Origin of the sequence: Planococcus kocurii (assembly GCF_001465835.2) — a bacterium.
In the GTDB taxonomy this organism is placed as follows: domain Bacteria; phylum Bacillota; class Bacilli; order Bacillales_A; family Planococcaceae; genus Planococcus; species Planococcus kocurii.
Window position 1 is genome coordinate 3,273,962 of record NZ_CP013661.2, and the last position, 16,135, is coordinate 3,290,096.

Sequence of the window (16,135 nt, forward strand, 5' to 3'; positions counted from 1 at the left end):
TAGGAAAGTTGCTGCTTTTTTTAAAATTCATTGACTTTTATTTTACTGCTATTAATCTGCTACGTAATAGGTGCTGGATAGAGTATTTATAGCGAACGGAGAAAGAATACAGTCCGTTTATAGAAGTTGAGCGCAACTGAAAGAAGTAGCTCAGTCTCTGTCGGCATTTCAGTAGGTTATGCTCATTTAAACAAACATACAATAAGGGAAAGCTCGACATCTTTTCCTTTTTTCTTTTGAACACCTGCTTTTTTTATTTTTTATTGCTAAAATTAAAAAGAAAGTGAGACCGTTTTCTATGGTACGCGGTTAGTATTAAAATAAGAGTCGAATCGACAATAATTGTGCGATTAAAATAGAGAGGAAGTAAAGCGTGTTAACCATTTATAAATCCTCACCGGATGGAATATTAAAAACAATAAAAAAATTCGAAAGCAATTGCTGGATCAATATTACCGCACCGTCAAAAGAAGAACTTGAGGAAGTATCTCGTTCTTGTAAGATCCCAATGGATTTTTTAGAAGATCCATTAGATTTGGAAGAAAGTGCTCGTATTGAATATGACGAAGAAACGAATAGCACGTTGCTGATTAATGACTTTCCAATCGTCGATGTGACCAACGACCAGTTTAATTCGTATATCACTATTCCTATCGGCATTATCTTAGGGAGCGACTACATCGTCACGGTTTGTCAGCAGCCAAGTAACTTTTTAAACGGACTCATTAAGAAAAACGTCAGCACCTTAATGAAAAGTCGATTTGCCTTAGAAGTATTATTGTCCATATCAACCCAGTATTTGGACAACTTAAAACACCTTAATAAGCATCGCCTTAAAATAGAAAGTAACTTGCGTGACTCATTAACAAACAAGCAACTTTATGACCTAATGGAAATTGAGAAAAGTTTGGTGTATTTTCTCACCTCGTTAAAGTCAAATGCAACCGTCATAACCAAACTGTTTCGTATCCATTCGATCAAGTTGTACGAAGACGATAAAGATCTTTTAGAAGATGTGAAAATAGAAAACAATCAAGGGATTGAAACGACCGAATTGTATACGAGAATTTTGGACAGCATCACAAGTTCATATTCTTCGCTCATATCAAACGAATTGAACAATACGATGAAAACGCTAACGCTATTTACTGTGTTTTTAACTCTTCCAACATTAGTATTTAGTTTTTACGGGATGAATGTAGATTTGCCTGCAATGGGTACTGACTCGACTTCATGGGTTAGTACACTTTTAATAGCGTTGATCTTGGTTGTCTTAATTGGGGGGGCATTGTGGAAAAGAAGAATCTTCTAATAACGACACATAGCGAACAAAACAGCCGATTTTTAAAAATCAGGCTGTTTTTTAGATGAAGAGACCTTTTAACGGAAAATTTGTGATTTTGCATTAAGTAATAATTAGGTGCTGAATAAAGAAAAATATCTGTTTACTCTTAAACCTTTATCAAATAGAAAACGTTTTTGAATAGAAGAAACTTTCTAACTTTTCAATACGTAAATAGAAGTATGTTGAAGTATTTATTTAGTAATAAAGGGCAGGAGAGTTTTATGAAACCATTTTCCTGCTATTTTATGTGGACATTCGTTATTGGAATTGTAGTTATTTTGGGACTATACTTTCAAGAACAGCTTGTTGCAAAATCGCGAACAACATTTACTCTTTATCCACTTCGAGCTTACACTTTTTTGTTTCCGGTGATAATAGGGTTGCTGATGCACACACCGAAATTTATTCTCGAAACAAAAGAATGGCAGGATCACTCATTCGATTGGATTGAATTTGTTGCTATGAGCTTACTGGCGTTTGTTATTTTAGTCTTTTTTATACCTTATTTGCCGAATAGTGAAAGCTAGATTTCTGTAGTTAATATGCACATCAATCTCATGCTTTACAGTAGCACGACACTACCTACTATTGCCAGACTGGCTTTTGGTTGTGTATTGTTAGGTGGTTTCAAAAATAAAGATTCAGCGAGATTTTATAAGGAGTTTTGCACTACACAAAAGCGGATCGTAAACGAAAAAAAGAAGGATAGCAGCTCACTTATGAGCCATTCTATCCTTTTTTCTATGAGCCTTTTAAAGTCTTAAATATAGTAAGAAGGAGTAGAGATGTCTACAACGGGTGTCCTTTTTTTAATTTATGAACGGATACATTTAGTCAAGTCAAGAAATACTCTCGGTACGTATAGAAAGTAAATCCGAGTGCCAATACGAAGTATAAGACTGAACCAATAAAAATATAAGACCTTTCTGATACGTGAACTTTCTGTTCCATTCGAATTCCTGTTTGTCCTTGAATTGACATATCTAATCGACGACTCGTCATCCCACCCTTAGATTTAAAAAAGTAAACGAGGGCTAAGGCCAACCCTGCGAATGGGATTGCAATATCTAAGAAAGCTAGTTGTAGAGCAAAGGCACTTGCCCAATTGCCAAATGCGATAGTCGAAAGGGTTAAAAGAATTATGAATATTTTTTTCATAGCTACCTCCATTTTATAGTTTTTGTAATAAATGTTAATCTATTTAGTTATTCTTTACGTTACAATAGAAAAAAGGTTTCAAGAAAACAGAATATTAAGCAGATTAATTAGAGCCTCTAGTAATGTCGTGAAAAAAAGAAAGGAAGAGAAGAAATGATTGAAGTTAAATTACAAGCAGCATTGGTGCATGCTGGAGTCAACCGAGCGAGTTTTCTCGGTGAAGGAGCCTGGCATTATGCCTGGAAAGTATGTAGAGAAGAAAAAAAATTAGTGCTTCGAATTCCAAAAGCGATTGCTTATGGAAAATCTGTCTCGTTTGATGAAGAGGCATTTAAAGCAGAGTATGCAGGCACTGAACTCTACTACTGGGCTGTAAATAAAGCTCAAAAAGGGGCGGCACCGGATTTTTTTAAATTCCATGTGTCGTCTGAGCTGACTTACACGTTAGAAACATTTAGAGGAAAACAAATTGATTTACACAGTATGACAGAAAAAGCGGCTTTTCAGATAGGCAGTAAAGTCGGATCAATCCAACGTAAAACAGAAGATATTCCACATGGATTGAGTGGTTTTGGTTATCTAACTTGGTCAGAAGAAAATGGACTAAAAGGCACATTAAATGGAGATGTACACGAATTTTTGAAAGAAGAAAGCAAGGAGCATTTAGCAGATTATCAAACGCTTTGCCTTGCACATCCGAAGTTTGAAGACAGTGTGGTTAGTAAAGCACTTCAATTAGCTGTGACTAGTAGAAAAAAAGCATTTACGAAACCGCAACTTGTTAATCAAGATGCTTCGCCAGAAAATATTTTGATTGATGAAAATGGGTTATGTCTAATTGACTCTTATCCTAGTATCTATTATTCAAGAGGAATGGCCGGCAACTTTATGAATCTCTACGAGACATTTTTTATCGCTCTTTCGGATACACCTCGTTACAGCAGACATCAATTTTCAACATGTGCGGCTAAATTAAAGTTGGTTGCGCAAGGATATATAACCGGTTATAGTGCCGGCAATCGACAAATTGCTAGTGAAGTGAGAGGAGAGCAGTTGCTTCAATTACTGGAAACCGCTTATAGCCATTTTTGTTTGCTTTCAGAGGATCTTGCTGAGGAAACAAAAATTCGATATGGCAGTAAGGAAGAAATCGAAGCGAGGTTACCGGTATTTTGTGAAGAGCTAAAGGATTTAGCCTCTTCTCAAATTGATGAACTTTTGTATTTTCAACCAAAGAAATAATTTATTTTAGTAGAAAATTATGTTCACGTTGCATGTCTAATTTGTTAATAGATTTAGATTGCGTAGAAAGAAGGTGTTCAGACAATGAAGAAGGATCATAAAGAGAATCCAATTAACGCAGCTAAGCAATTTGTGAAAAAGAATCATCCCTCCTGTGATGCAGCATTGCTCGCAGGAAGTGTAATTCGTGGTGAGGCCACAGCAACATCTGATCTTGATATTGTGGTATTCGATCATCAGTTACGTTCTTCTTACCGAGAATCATTTATCGATTTTGGTTGGAATATTGAAGTATTTGTTCACAATTTGACTTCGTATAAGGAGTACTTTTCAAGTGATTGCGAAAGAGCTAGACCTTCAATGCCTAGGATGGTAGCCGAAGGGGTGGTTTTAAAAGACAATGGAATTATTGAGCGAGTAAAAGCAGAAGCGGAGGTATTACTAGATAGGGGTCCGAAAGAGTGGCCAACCCAAATCATCGATACTAAACGATACGTTATTACCGATTTACTCGATGACTTTATCGGATGTCATGACCGAGCCGAAGCGATCTTTACTGCTGGCGCTATAGCTGAACTCATAAGTGAATTTGTACTACGAACGAACAAGCAATGGAGTGGTTCGTCAAAATGGATAATTCGATCGTTGAGACACTATGATTGTGAATTTGCTAATTATTTTATTGAGGCTTTTGAGGAATTTTATAAAAATGACAACAAACAAAAAATTATCCAACTGATCGACGAAGTCTTACTGCCTTATGGAGGACGGTTATTTGAAGGTTTTTCTTCGGGTAAAAGTTAATGAGAATGACAGAGGTGCTGAAGGTGAAGTTAGACCATGTAGCCATGAATGGGAAAATAGCGGTTGAAATATTGAAATGGGAGTATGATTCTCCTTATGATTTTTACAACAATAAGTTAACGCAAGAGACACTGGCCGAAATGATGGATGGTTCATACTTTGCTATCACCAATGATTTAAGCGAGTTAATCGGTTTCTTCTGTACCGGTAAAAGCGCCCAAGTTCCAAGTGAGAAAAAATTCAAAGTATACGAAGAACCCCTTTTTGATATGGGATTAGGGATGAATCCTCAACTAGTAGGAAGAGGTAACGGATATGAGTTCTGCTCATATATTGTTAAAGTCATCGAAGAATATTATCATAGTCACTCTATTCGATTGACTGTAGCGAAATTTAACCAGAGAGCCATTTACTTATACAAAAAGCTTGGGTTTATTCAAGTTAATGAATTTAGTGCAAATTTTACAGATTTTATTACGATGGTGAAAAAACCTAGCTTTTACAAAGGCTTGTCTGATACTCGAGATAATGATAAAGCTTAACGAGTAAAGGGATGGATACAGAAGCTATTGAGATTAATATGTCTAACATCCAAAAGGAGTATAGAGAATAAAAATCACAAGAGTTATTGTTAATTTATCCAAAGAGAGAAACGATTAAACGTTGGAATTTAGATTCTTTATACGAGGACGGGAGCCAATCAATTGAACTAAGAAAATCATTAAATCATTTGGCGTAGAACAGTAAGACGCTGGCAATGATATCGGAATTTATAGAGTTGTACCAAAGAAAAAAGATTTCCAAGCACTTCTTAATAAGATTGAGCGATTCCAAAAAATCCTTAGTGAATGGACGCAAATGAATGAATTTTTGACTTGCATATATGCTAAAAACGTGGAGCTAGAAAATACTCATCTACAGAAGAAAAATGTACTATAAAAACGGAGAAGAGGCGTCATTCGACACCTCCTCTCCGTTCGTTATTTCTGATCATCTACGATAGGTAACTTAAAGCTTACTTAACAAACTAATCGATGCTGTCTGTTTGATTTTTCATAATTTGCTCATCCATCGGGCCAATAATTTTTTGAGCAATTTCGCCTTTTGTATTCAAGATATATGTTGTTGGTACAGTGCGAATTTGATAAGTTTGAGCGACGCTACCTGTCTCATCCATAGGCATTGTGAAGGTTAAGCCAAATTCATCAATAAACGAACCGATTGCTTGTTCGCCATTATCCTGCTCTGTCAAATTGACGGCCAGTATTTCGACATCGCCATCTAGATTGTTTTCATGAAATTGCTGCATGTGTGGCATTTCTGCACGACACGGAGGACACCAAGTAGCCCAGAAATTGAGAATGACTTTTTTGCCGTGATAATCGGATAACTGAACTGTTTGACCATGTTGGTCGGTCAAAGTGAAATCGGGTGCTTTTGCTCCTAGAGAGAGTCCTGTTGAAGTAGGTGTAATGGTTTCTGATTGCTTAGTTGATTCACTCTTCGTAAAGAAATTGAGCGCCATGATGCCAATAGCAGCTAAAAGCAGAATTCCAAAAAGTATTTTTTTAATCATAGAGTCTGTCCTTTCTGTTCAAAGCGGATGTACATGATGCTAGTGACGATCGCTAGTAAAATGAATGTTGCGTTTTGCCATGACCAAAGCGAACCAAATGCACTTGAAATTAGCAACTCTAATGTTAATAATGCGGCAAGCAATAATACGTTCGGGACGTCAGTACGTTTTGCGAGAAAGCGAATAGCCAGAATGCTTATAATCAGAAGCAAAGTATGTAAAATTGCTTCAACCACATTTTTTTCAAAGCTTTGCAGAATTGCTTGATAAGATAAAAAGAACAAAAGCCAGGCAAATGCGGATTGCTTCGCTACCTTCCATTGTTTTTTCTGCACCATAATTAAATAGATACTAACGACAACAATTCCAAGGAAATGTCCATATAAACCGCCGTTAAAATAAAGGATGGATAAAGGCATATTACAAAAGTTTTCGAAATGAAATAGGCTGTAACTGAGTTTCCAGGTAAGGATATAGAACGTCAGCGCATTCCAATACCATTCTCCGATTTTTTCTCCGGTAAAAAAACGCATGAAAAGCTTAGCTACGGCAGCTGCTAACAAAACAGCAATCCATATAGCGGGAATGGTCAGATGAAAAATAGGAATGTAGCTCATGATTGCTCTTCTGATCGGATAGTATTCATTACAAAAGTACCTCCATCTGTATTGGAATTTAACTACTCAACGTGTCCCATTATAGCTGAATGCACATTTTTTTCATCTTTTTTGTTTTGCAGTTAAGCTAAAACAAGATGATTATAAGAGGCACAGTATGATGTCATAGCAGGAACGCTTTGAAACAGAGGAATAGTTGTATAGACAGTGCCAAATGAATTCATCGAAATGATTTATCCGAAATTCATACCTAGTACAGTTACTTTTTTATACAGAGTATCCTATAGATTACCATAGAAATCCACCCTATGAAGACGATTTCACAAATTCGTCTTAACTACAGAAGTAAGTGAGCAGACTTTTATCAGTGATTATGAAAAAAGCTAGAAAGTGACAGTTGTCAACTGAGATAAATACGCTCTTTTTTAAGCAACAAAAAGACGTCTAGCCAGCACTTGAAAATAGGTGCTAGCTAGACGTCTTTTACTTGAATAAATCATTTAGTTTGTCATTGAGGCAAAGGGACCAAATTACAATAGTTTTAGCTTGTTACTGCTTCTTCACTTCTTAATAGGCTTGTTGTCTAAAGGCTTTTCCGACAAGGCAGAAAGTAATTGTGCTTCTTGTTTTTCTTTTAACTTTAAATGAGTTTTTGTATAGCTCGGATTAATCGTGCCGCTGCCTAGTCCTTCATTAATCATCTGGTCAATCGCATGAAAGCGATCAAGTGCTGTTTGTTGTGGATCTTTCATGTTACTTCCTCCTCATTGTCGTTTTAGATTTATGTGGGACAGCATATCAATTCGAATTCCTCATACTTTGCATCATTTTCATTTAGTATACCACATTATCTCAATTTTCTGATAAATATGTTAAGGTAGAGTTAATCTTTTGAGTATGAAATAGAGAAAAAGGAATTGGGGTTTATAGAAAAAGTCAATAACGTTTAGTTTACACAATAAAACTATTGCTACGCTGATTAAAAGGAGATGAGAATCGTGGGAAATGTGCAGAAGACCGTTATTTTTGAAATCGAACGAAGAAACACGCCGGGAGAAAGTTCTTACTGGGAAGAGTTTGAATTACCCTATGTGATGAACATGAACGTCATTTCTGCTTTGATGGAGATTCGACGAAATCCTGTCAACATGAAAGGAGAAAAAACGACGCCTGTCACATGGGATATGAACTGCTTAGAAGAAGTATGTGGAGCCTGTTCGATGGTTATCAATGGCTATGCTCGCCAATCATGCACAGCTTTAGTTGACCAATTAAAACATCCTATACGGCTACAGCCTATGAAAACATTTCCAGTTGTTCGTGATCTGATTGTTGATCGCAGTTCGATGTTTGATACGTTGAAAAAACTCAAAGTGTGGATTCCGATTGATGGAACTTATGATCTTGGCGAAGGTCCGCGCATGCCAGAACGCAAACGCCAGTGGGCATATGAGTTGTCCAAGTGTATGACGTGCGGTGTTTGTTTAGAAGCTTGTCCAAACGTCAACGACAAAACCAATTATATTGGGGCAGCTCCTATTTCACAAGTACGCTTGATGAATGCCCATCCAACGGGTGCGATGAACAAAGATGAACGGTTGACCTTACTCATGGGACCGAGCGGCATTCAAGAATGCGGCATGGCGCAAAACTGTGTAGAGGTTTGTCCGAAAGGAATCCCGTTAACCACGTCGATTGCCTCGATGAATCGCGACACAACAGTCCAAATGTTTCGTAATTTTTTTGGGAGTGATCATATGGTTAACTAGAATAGACTAGTGCTTTTTCTCAAACAAATTATAGTCGAAATCTATTTTTTAGTAGATGTGGGATGTTGACCGAATAGATAATTTTGAGTAATTCGTCTTAGGATTAAATTATTAAAGCTATTGATTGTATATTCGCAGGGGTTGAGATGAGGCTACAGTCTGTAGTTTTTCGTCTCAAACCTGAGCCAAGAAATGTATAAGTATTTACGTGAGACAGGATGAAATCCGTTATGATATATGCAATAATATCTTCTGAATAAGAAAAGATCTTTTTCAGTTCTTGTAGCTGAATAAAGGTCTTTTTTTTCACATAAAGGTAACTCAAAATAGTAATTTGCAAACTATAAACCCCTCATAGGTGCAATAAGGAATTTTAGCATTATAATGATGGATATAGCTTTTGGAATGTACAGCTTTCCAATCGAACAATCTAGCTAAACGTAGCAGTAGGAGGAATACATATGAATAATCCAGTCATCATTATAGGTGCAGGATTAAGCGGTTTGCGCGCGGCATTACTACTTACAAAACAAGGAATAACTTGTAAAGTGCTTGAAGCACGAGATAGAATTGGTGGCAGAATTTTAAGTGAGTCTGTTCCAAATCAAGAGGATCTCGGAAGATTTGATCTGGGGCCAACGTGGTTTTGGCCGCAACACGAGCGCAAAATTTTGGCTCTAGTAGAAGAATTAGGGTTGGTGAACTTCGTTCAGCAGAACGAAGGAGACATGCTAATGGAACGGTTTCAAACAAAGCCTCCAGAGCGCTGTGTTATGGAAGAACACATTGATGCCAGAGGAGTTCGGTTAACCGGGGGAATGCAGTCGTTAATAGATGCATTGGCAGAGCAAATCCCTGCAAAAATGATTGAGTTAGAAACTCGTGTTAAAGAAATCTGTATGGACGAGGCTGGAAAAATTACGGTTACAGTAGAAAGAGCAGGTGGAAAGTTAGAAAATATGAGTGCAGCTTCGGTTATTTTGGCATTGCCACCGCGTCTTGTAGCACGTCATATTAAATTTTCCCCATCACTTCCGACAGAACTTTTAACTGATATTGCCGAAAAACCGACATGGATGGGCTCACAAGCCAAAGTGGTTGTGGTTTTTGATCGTCCATTTTGGAGAGAATCTGGATTGTCAGGTTTGGTGTTGAGTTCGGTTGGTCCCTTGCAAGAAATCTACGATGCTTCGCCTACTAATGGGGCAGGTGCGCTATTCGGATTTTTCGGGATTTCTTCTGAAGTGCGTCAACATATGGGACCAGAAAAAGTAAAAGAATTGGTCGCTAATCAATTAGTTAAATTGTTTGGCAGAGACGCTGAAAATCCCCAAGCAATTCTTTATAAAGATTGGTCTAGCGATTTTAATACTGCAGTTGAAGAAGATTCAAGCCCATTCAAAAATTATGCGAGTTATGGTCAACCGCCATCAGCTGGTGACTGGGAAGAAAAAGTGTTTTTTGCAGGAACTGAGACAAATTCACAGTATAGTGGCCATTTAGAAGGAGCGCTTCAATCAGCTGAATATGTCGTAAGTAAAATTCTTACATTAACTAGTAAGTAAGCTGAAATCAGATACGTTGTTTAATTTGAATGCAGGCCCCATCGCCACAAAAACCTTCAAGCATTTAGTTGCCTGAAGGTTTTTGTGTTGGAGTTATTTTACTCGTTCGCCTTGGACGAACACCGAGATAATATTGCGACGTTGAGTCATATAGACGAGCTTCTGAAAAATATCTTGGAGAGAGTTCATGCCTTCGAAAATTGGCATGGATGAGTCTTTTATCTTGGTATCGATAATTTGTGCGTCAAAAGCATAATTTTCCGCAAGTCGACCAACTGGCAGACTAATGCTTTCACCGCCACCTGCTGTAGCAAAATAAAACGCTTCATTGGCCGTGATACGCGAATGAGCACGTCCGCGAGAAGCAGCGTTTTTAGAAGGATCTACCCCATCTTCTAGCATGCGAGAAGAAATAACGGCTTGGCGAATGGCGGAATAAATTCCAGGGTCATAACCTGCCGACAAATCCGTACCGAGTCCAATTTCAACACCCATGTCAGCAAAATGTTTGATCGGAATTACACTATTGGCAAAATAAGCATTGGAAATAGGGCAGTGAGCGATTGCAGTTCCTTGTTCGATATACGTTTTTGCATCATCATCGCTCAAGAAATTAGCATGCGCCATAATTGCTTTTTCAGTCAATAAGCCGAAATCATTTAATACTTGTGCGTCATTTTTGCCGAAACGCTCTTTCACATGATTGTGTGCCCAGTCACTCTCGCTACAATGCGAAGTGATATGAACATCGTGTTTAGCCGCAATTTTCCCTAATCCTTCTAAAGCTTCAGATGTACAACTTGGTACAAAACGCGGCGTTACTACTGGGTAGACACCTTGCTTTGTTGTTTTATTCAACTCTTTTACTCGTTGAATAAAGCGTTCTGTGCCTGTTAATGCTTCTTCTAGGCTAGCATCTCTGTAGAAATCCGGGTTTTCAGCCGGGTCATCCATCACGACTTTTCCGACGAGTCCGCGTTGTCCTTTTTCGGCACAAATTTTTGCTAGCAAAAAACTTGCTTCTTCGTGGATGGTCGCAAAGTAAAGAGCGGTTGTTGTGCCGTTTCCAAGCAATGTATCGACTAAGTGGTTATAAGTTTCTTCGGCAAAAGTTATATCTGAAAACTTAGCTTCTAGTGGGAATGTGTACGTATTCAGCCATTCATAAAGTGGCAAATCAAGTGCTGTGCCGGTTTGAGCCCATTGAGGAGCATGAATATGCAAATCGATAAATCCAGGAAGTAAATACTGACCTTCTGTTAGTTCCATCAGCGTTTCTTCACTGCGAGCTTGTTTCAATACCATGTTGTAATCTTGATCATTCGGTGAAAGACGTTTAGCAATAAAGCCATCATCATTTATACAGAAAAGATAGTCTTCCAATATTTCGATTTCCTGTAGGTTAATACTTGAAAAGCCTGTTCCTTTAATAATTTTATTCATAACAGCCGATGCCTCCATAGTTGTTTTGTATAGGTAGATTAAAAGTTCTCATGTGTGTTGACTTATTTTTCATGATGACCATACGTTTCCGACGAGTGTGATTTTTCTTTTGGTTACTTTCAACAAAATCAAAACAAGATAGAATGACAAAAGAGTGGGACCGGTAAGGGTCAACACTCTTTTTAAAATTGAAACTTTATTTTGCTACCGTTTCCAGCGCCACTTCAATCATGTCATTAAACGTCGTTTGTCTTTCTTGTGAAGTCGTGTGTTCCCCAGTAAGAATATGATCGCTAACCGTTAACAACGTTAATCCTCTTACACCAAATTTAGCAGATAGGTAATAAAGAGCAGCTGCTTCCATTTCAACAGCTAATACACCGTGCTGACCAAGCTTGTTAGTTGTTGCTTGGTCATCAGAGTAGAAACTATCAGAAGAAAATACATTTCCTACATGAAGCGTAAGTCCTTTATCTGTAGCAATATCATAAGCATTTTTGATTAAATCAAAGTTTCCAATTTGAGGAAGATCAATTCCTGGGAAATCTTTGCGGATCATCGCAGAATCCGTTGCAGCAGCTTGTGCAATAATTACATCGCGAATGTTCACGTCTTGCTGAATTGCACCACATGTTCCGATTCTCACAAGATTTTTTACCTGATAGTCATTGATTAACTCATGAATGTAAATGGATGCTGAGGGCATACCCATTCCAGTTCCTTGAACAGAAACGCGGTTTCCTTTATAGGTGCCTGTATACCCCAACATGCCACGCACATTATTGTAGCAACTTACATCTTCAAGAAAAGTTTCTGCAATATAGGTTGCGCGTAACGGATCTCCGGGAAGTAACACTGACTCTGCTATTTCTCCTACTTTTGCTTCAATATGAAAACTCATTAGAAAAACCTCCATTGTCGTTGTTGTTCGTTTGCATGTAATTGCATCTTTACAAAGCATCATAACATGACAGAAAGAAGTGAGCTGTGAAGACAACTACCTTATTTTTGTGAACTTGTTCACAAAAAAGCAGAGGATAAGGTAGCTGGTTTTTTGATTACATACTATTCCATTTACGAAGCATTTGTATTTCTTCTGCTTGATTGCAAATAGACTCGAGTTTTTTCATATCTACTATATAAATATTTTTTTCTCGAATTTTAATTATCTTTTCGTCCTGAAATTCGTTCAAAGTTTTAGACATGGATTCTCGCGTAATCCCAAGCATCGTTGCGAGAAAAGATTGATTGATTTTTAAATCCACTTTGTAGCCATCATTACTTTGATCGCCAAAATTGAAATAGAAATCGACGAGTAAATTAGCGACTTTTGTCCGGACATCATGCAAGCTTAAATAACGAATCAAGCGATTTAGTATACGCGTGCGTTCAACAAGGATCCTGTAGGCATTTCTTAAAATCGCTGGGTATTGTTCCACAAGTTCCAGGAAATCTGTCTTCTTAATTTGCCAGGCTGCAACGTTTTCAAGTGCTTCAATAGAAGAAATTCGGTAATTAACAAGAGATAAAGCTTCAACTTCTCCTAAAATTTCTCCAGGTAATGCAAAGCTGAGCACAATTTCTTTGTCTTCGTGCAAGCGGAAAATTTTCAGTTTTCCAGAACGGATAATGTAAATATCTTCGCTTTCATCATTTTCAAACATGAGCATATGATTTTTCTTGAATTGACGCTCTTTGAGCAGCAGAAGAATCTGTTGCAAATCGTTTTCTGGGATGTCTGAGAATATGGGGATATCTGAGAGGTTTGTCATCATGTGAATCCGTCCTTTCGATTCGGTAAATTTCATTGAGTTATCTGCTTAGTGCTGTTTTTATTGGCATAATCCCTTATAGAAACCCACTTGTAATCAACGAGTATAAACTTTTATTTATTTTTTTCTAACTTGAAAGCAGAAGAACTTTATCTTTTATTATACAGTACAAACCGGAAATCATATGATGGCTGCTGGATGATGCTAATTTTTTATTTTTGCAACTTACAATGCATAGTAACTATAAATAGAAGCAAGCGGAAAAGTGAGATTGAAAATTTAGAAAAAGGGTATTCGAAAAGAGACGATATAAATGCGAGTTAGAAAGAAATAGACATTTGACTTGCTTGATCGTTTAAAAGTAGTTGATTTTACTAAAAAATAGGGGGTATGAATATGAATAAAAAAGTAGTCGGGATGTCGATCATTGCTTCAATCGCTTTGGTCGGGTGTAGTTCGGGAGAAGATGCAAAAGAGCCAATTATTATTGGAGGAAAGCCTTGGACTGAGCAGTATATTTTGCCTTATATTTTAGGTGAGTACATAGAGTCCAACTCAGAGTATACGGTTGAGTATGAAGATGGCCTAGGGGAAGTGGCAATTTTAACACCTGCTTTGGAAAAAGGTGATATTGATATGTATGTAGAGTATACCGGTACAGGATTAAAAGATGTGCTGAAACGTGATTCAGAACCAGGTCAATCATCTGAAGAAGTGCTCGAGGCAGTTAGAGAAGGGTATGAAGAAGAACTAGGAGCGACATGGTTAGAGCCGCTGGGTTTTGAAAATGGCTATACGTTAGCTTACTCTAAAGATAGCGGCTTTAATGCTGAAACTTACTCTGATTTAGCTGCGATTTCTGCTTCTGAGGATGTCACTTTTGGCGGACCCCACTCTATTTATGAACGACAGGGTGATGGCTACGAAGATTTAAAAGCTACTTATGATTTTAAATTTTCGGCTACCGAAAGTTTTGATCCCTCTATTATGTACGAAGCTGTGAAAAATGGAGATGTAGACGTTATTCCGGCATTTACAACAGATAGCAGAATTGAGTTGTTCGACCTAGCAACGACAAAAGATGATTTAAACTTCTTTCCAAAATATGATGCAGCCCCAGTTGTCAGATTAGAAACACTTGAAGAGTATCCAGAGTTGAAAGATGTCTTAAACGAGCTTGCTGGGCAAATCAGCGAAGAAGAAATGTTGGCGATGAACTCTAAAGTAGATGTTGATAAAGAGCAACCGCAAGACGTAGCTCGAGAATTTCTAATCGAAAAAGAATTGATTGAAGAATAGAGAAACTTATTAACATGTAAGTAAGTAGAAAATTTTTAGTAGGTAAGGGGAGTTATTCGATGAAAGCAGTAGAAAATACGTCTATAGCAGAGCGCTTTGCAGAAATTAGAGGCGTTACGATGAAACTAATTGAGCCTTTAGAAATGGAAGATTTTATCATTCAATCCCACGAAGATGTGAGTCCAGCAAAGTGGCATATTGCCCATACCACCTGGTTTTTCGAGCGTATGATTTTAAAAGAATTTAAATCGGATTACCAAGAATTCAATTCGACTTTTGATTTTTTGTTTAATTCGTATTACAACACGATTGGACCTTATCAACCACGCCACCAACGTGGCGTGCTATCACGACCGACTGTAAATCAAGTTATTGAATATCGCAATTATGTGGATCAGCAAGTAAGTAACTTACTTGCTGAATCAGCTAGTGAAACAAAGGAAGAAATAGAAGCTTTAATATATATGGGCCTTCAACACGAACAACAGCATCAGGAATTGATCTTAATGGATATAAAATACAACTTTTTTGTTAATCCACTTTTTCCTACGTATACAGAAACTGAAAAACGTCCAGTAAGTAAACAGCAGGAATCGCAGTTTGTTGAGTTTGAGGGAGGATTGGTCGAAATCGGTCACGACGGGAATGGCTTTGCGTTTGATAACGAAAGTCCGCGTCACAAGGTTTGGCTTGAACCTTTCAAATTGGCAACAAAACCTGTAACCAATGGAGAATTTCTTGAATTTATAAATTCCGGAGGCTATGAAAAACCGGAATATTGGCTTTCTGATGGTTGGAGTATAGTCAAAGAACACAATTGGAAAGCACCACTTTATTGGCTGAAAGACAAACAACAGCACTGGCAAATCTTTACCTTAGCGGGCATACAGGACCTAGAACTCGATGAACCGGTTAGTCATATTAGTTTTTACGAAGCAGATGCTTTTAGTAGATGGAAAGGCAAAAGGTTACCTACTGAAGCTGAATGGGAATATGCTTCTCAAAGTGTTGCTATTCATGGAAATACGTTGGATGAGGGAGTTTACCATCCTGTAGCAAGCAGTAGCGATTCACAAAGTGAATTGTTGTCTAAGATGTTCGGAGATGTATGGGAATGGACTGCCAGTGCCTATTCACCGTATCCAGGAAGTAAACCGTTAGAAGGTGCATTAGGTGAATACAATGCAAAATTCATGTGCAACCAAATGATTCTTCGCGGAGGTTCATGCGCAACGCCGCTAAAACATATCCGAGAAACATACCGAAATTTTTTCCCGCCAGAAAAAAGATGGCAATTTAGTGGGTTTAGACTAGCACAAGACCAAAATTAATCATTTAAGAGAAGTACAACTGTTTTATGCGAAAAAGCAGACAACCGATTCTACTCGGGGTGTCTGCTTTTTTCTGTAAAAAAAGAATGATATTTCGACTTACTTATTGCAATTTCGTCAAAAAAGAGTAATATACCTAAATAGATATTGCATATCCACAATGGATATTGCAAATAGCTACTTAACATTGAAAATAACTGTTAACTTATATTAG

At 37.6% G+C, this 16,135-nt stretch carries 16 protein-coding genes; 9 read left to right on the forward strand and 7 right to left on the reverse strand.

Annotation, left to right across the window (positions count from 1 at the left end; all coding sequences use genetic code 11):
• The first annotated feature begins 373 nt into the window (after nt 1-373).
• Together AUO94_RS15940 and AUO94_RS15945 are read left to right on the forward strand one after the other, a co-directional pair.
• Entirely contained in the window at nt 374-1,312 is a 939-nt protein-coding gene (locus tag AUO94_RS15940; RefSeq protein ID WP_058385157.1) for a magnesium transporter CorA family protein, read from the forward strand.
• A 278-nt stretch (nt 1,313-1,590) separates the two neighbouring features.
• On the forward strand, nt 1,591-1,872 hold the full coding sequence (locus AUO94_RS15945; RefSeq protein ID WP_218916860.1) for a hypothetical protein: 282 nt from the start codon (nt 1,591-1,593) through the stop codon (nt 1,870-1,872).
• A gap of 307 nt (nt 1,873-2,179) precedes the next feature.
• Here AUO94_RS15945 and AUO94_RS15950 read toward each other — a convergent pair whose 3' ends face one another.
• Nucleotides 2,180-2,503: a hypothetical protein gene (locus AUO94_RS15950; RefSeq protein ID WP_058385159.1), complete on the reverse strand. Its 324-nt coding sequence runs from the start codon at nt 2,501-2,503 to the stop codon at nt 2,180-2,182.
• Nucleotides 2,504-2,656: 153 nt separating this feature from the next.
• Here AUO94_RS15950 and AUO94_RS15955 point away from each other — a divergent pair, with 153 nt between their 5' ends.
• From AUO94_RS15955 to AUO94_RS15965, 3 genes are all read left to right on the forward strand, one after another.
• Nucleotides 2,657-3,745, forward strand: coding sequence for a hypothetical protein (locus AUO94_RS15955; RefSeq protein WP_058385160.1), 1,089 nt, complete (start codon nt 2,657-2,659; stop codon nt 3,743-3,745).
• An 84-nt stretch (nt 3,746-3,829) separates the two neighbouring features.
• Entirely contained in the window at nt 3,830-4,549 is a 720-nt protein-coding gene (locus AUO94_RS15960; protein ID WP_058385161.1) for a nucleotidyltransferase domain-containing protein, read from the forward strand.
• On the forward strand, nt 4,549-5,091 hold the full coding sequence (locus tag AUO94_RS15965) for a GNAT family N-acetyltransferase (protein WP_237150138.1): 543 nt from the start codon (nt 4,549-4,551) through the stop codon (nt 5,089-5,091). The genes AUO94_RS15960 and AUO94_RS15965 overlap by 1 nt, the downstream gene beginning before the upstream one ends.
• A gap of 485 nt (nt 5,092-5,576) precedes the next feature.
• Here AUO94_RS15965 and AUO94_RS15970 read toward each other — a convergent pair whose 3' ends face one another.
• The 3 genes from AUO94_RS15970 to AUO94_RS15980 form a co-directional block, all read right to left on the reverse strand.
• On the reverse strand, nt 5,577-6,125 hold the full coding sequence (locus AUO94_RS15970; RefSeq protein ID WP_058385162.1) for a peroxiredoxin family protein: 549 nt from the start codon (nt 6,123-6,125) through the stop codon (nt 5,577-5,579).
• On the reverse strand, nt 6,122-6,742 hold the full coding sequence (locus tag AUO94_RS15975) for a hypothetical protein (RefSeq protein WP_058385163.1): 621 nt from the start codon (nt 6,740-6,742) through the stop codon (nt 6,122-6,124). Before AUO94_RS15975 ends, AUO94_RS15970 begins: the two co-directional genes overlap by 4 nt.
• 560 nt (nt 6,743-7,302) lie before the next feature.
• Nucleotides 7,303-7,494 (reverse strand): hypothetical protein, encoded by a 192-nt coding sequence (locus AUO94_RS15980; RefSeq protein WP_058385164.1) that lies wholly within the window; start codon nt 7,492-7,494, stop codon nt 7,303-7,305.
• A 237-nt stretch (nt 7,495-7,731) separates the two neighbouring features.
• On the opposite strand from AUO94_RS15980, the gene sdhB reads away from it, so the two are divergent.
• Nucleotides 7,732-8,511 (forward strand): succinate dehydrogenase iron-sulfur subunit, encoded by a 780-nt coding sequence (sdhB, locus tag AUO94_RS15985; protein ID WP_058385165.1) that lies wholly within the window; start codon nt 7,732-7,734, stop codon nt 8,509-8,511.
• 461 nt (nt 8,512-8,972) lie between these two features.
• Nucleotides 8,973-10,076, forward strand: a complete 1,104-nt coding sequence (locus AUO94_RS15995) for a flavin monoamine oxidase family protein (protein WP_058385166.1) — start codon at nt 8,973-8,975, stop codon at nt 10,074-10,076.
• A 93-nt stretch (nt 10,077-10,169) separates the two neighbouring features.
• On the opposite strand, the gene guaD is transcribed toward AUO94_RS15995, so the two are convergent.
• From guaD to AUO94_RS16010, 3 genes are all read right to left on the reverse strand, one after another.
• Nucleotides 10,170-11,519, reverse strand: a complete 1,350-nt coding sequence (gene guaD / locus AUO94_RS16000) for a guanine deaminase (protein WP_058385167.1) — start codon at nt 11,517-11,519, stop codon at nt 10,170-10,172.
• Between the two features lie 196 nt (nt 11,520-11,715).
• Complete coding sequence (gene deoD / locus AUO94_RS16005; RefSeq protein ID WP_058385168.1) at nt 11,716-12,420, reverse strand: purine-nucleoside phosphorylase; 705 nt, start codon at nt 12,418-12,420, stop codon at nt 11,716-11,718.
• Nucleotides 12,421-12,577: 157 nt separating this feature from the next.
• On the reverse strand, nt 12,578-13,294 hold the full coding sequence (locus tag AUO94_RS16010; protein WP_058386889.1) for a Crp/Fnr family transcriptional regulator: 717 nt from the start codon (nt 13,292-13,294) through the stop codon (nt 12,578-12,580).
• Nucleotides 13,295-13,687: 393 nt separating this feature from the next.
• Between AUO94_RS16010 and AUO94_RS16015 the strand changes: the two genes are divergently transcribed.
• Both AUO94_RS16015 and egtB read left to right on the forward strand, forming a co-directional pair.
• A complete protein-coding gene (locus AUO94_RS16015; protein WP_058385169.1) occupies nt 13,688-14,590 on the forward strand; it encodes a glycine betaine ABC transporter substrate-binding protein in 903 nt (300 codons plus the stop codon).
• Between the two features lie 59 nt (nt 14,591-14,649).
• Complete coding sequence (egtB, locus tag AUO94_RS16020; RefSeq protein WP_058385170.1) at nt 14,650-15,921, forward strand: ergothioneine biosynthesis protein EgtB; 1,272 nt, start codon at nt 14,650-14,652, stop codon at nt 15,919-15,921.
• The last annotated feature ends 214 nt before the right edge of the window (nt 15,922-16,135 follow it).

Bases quoted from the DNA above. Each gene is read 5' to 3' on its own strand.
- AUO94_RS15945 (WP_218916860.1), top strand. From the start codon at position 1,591: ATGTGGACATTCGTTATTGGAATTGTAGTTATTTTGGGACTATACTTT.
- AUO94_RS15950 (WP_058385159.1), bottom strand. From the start codon at position 2,503: ATGAAAAAAATATTCATAATTCTTTTAACCCTTTCGACTATCGCATTT.
- AUO94_RS15955 (WP_058385160.1), top strand. From the start codon at position 2,657: ATGATTGAAGTTAAATTACAAGCAGCATTGGTGCATGCTGGAGTCAAC.
- AUO94_RS15960 (WP_058385161.1), top strand. From the start codon at position 3,830: ATGAAGAAGGATCATAAAGAGAATCCAATTAACGCAGCTAAGCAATTT.
- AUO94_RS15965 (WP_237150138.1), top strand. From the start codon at position 4,549: ATGAGAATGACAGAGGTGCTGAAGGTGAAGTTAGACCATGTAGCCATG.
- AUO94_RS15970 (WP_058385162.1), bottom strand. From the start codon at position 6,125: ATGATTAAAAAAATACTTTTTGGAATTCTGCTTTTAGCTGCTATTGGC.
- AUO94_RS15975 (WP_058385163.1), bottom strand. From the start codon at position 6,742: ATGAGCTACATTCCTATTTTTCATCTGACCATTCCCGCTATATGGATT.
- AUO94_RS15980 (WP_058385164.1), bottom strand. From the start codon at position 7,494: ATGAAAGATCCACAACAAACAGCACTTGATCGCTTTCATGCGATTGAC.
- sdhB (WP_058385165.1), top strand. From the start codon at position 7,732: ATGAGAATCGTGGGAAATGTGCAGAAGACCGTTATTTTTGAAATCGAA.
- AUO94_RS15995 (WP_058385166.1), top strand. From the start codon at position 8,973: ATGAATAATCCAGTCATCATTATAGGTGCAGGATTAAGCGGTTTGCGC.
- guaD (WP_058385167.1), bottom strand. From the start codon at position 11,519: ATGAATAAAATTATTAAAGGAACAGGCTTTTCAAGTATTAACCTACAG.
- deoD (WP_058385168.1), bottom strand. From the start codon at position 12,420: ATGAGTTTTCATATTGAAGCAAAAGTAGGAGAAATAGCAGAGTCAGTG.
- AUO94_RS16010 (WP_058386889.1), bottom strand. From the start codon at position 13,294: ATGATGACAAACCTCTCAGATATCCCCATATTCTCAGACATCCCAGAA.
- AUO94_RS16015 (WP_058385169.1), top strand. From the start codon at position 13,688: ATGAATAAAAAAGTAGTCGGGATGTCGATCATTGCTTCAATCGCTTTG.
- egtB (WP_058385170.1), top strand. From the start codon at position 14,650: ATGAAAGCAGTAGAAAATACGTCTATAGCAGAGCGCTTTGCAGAAATT.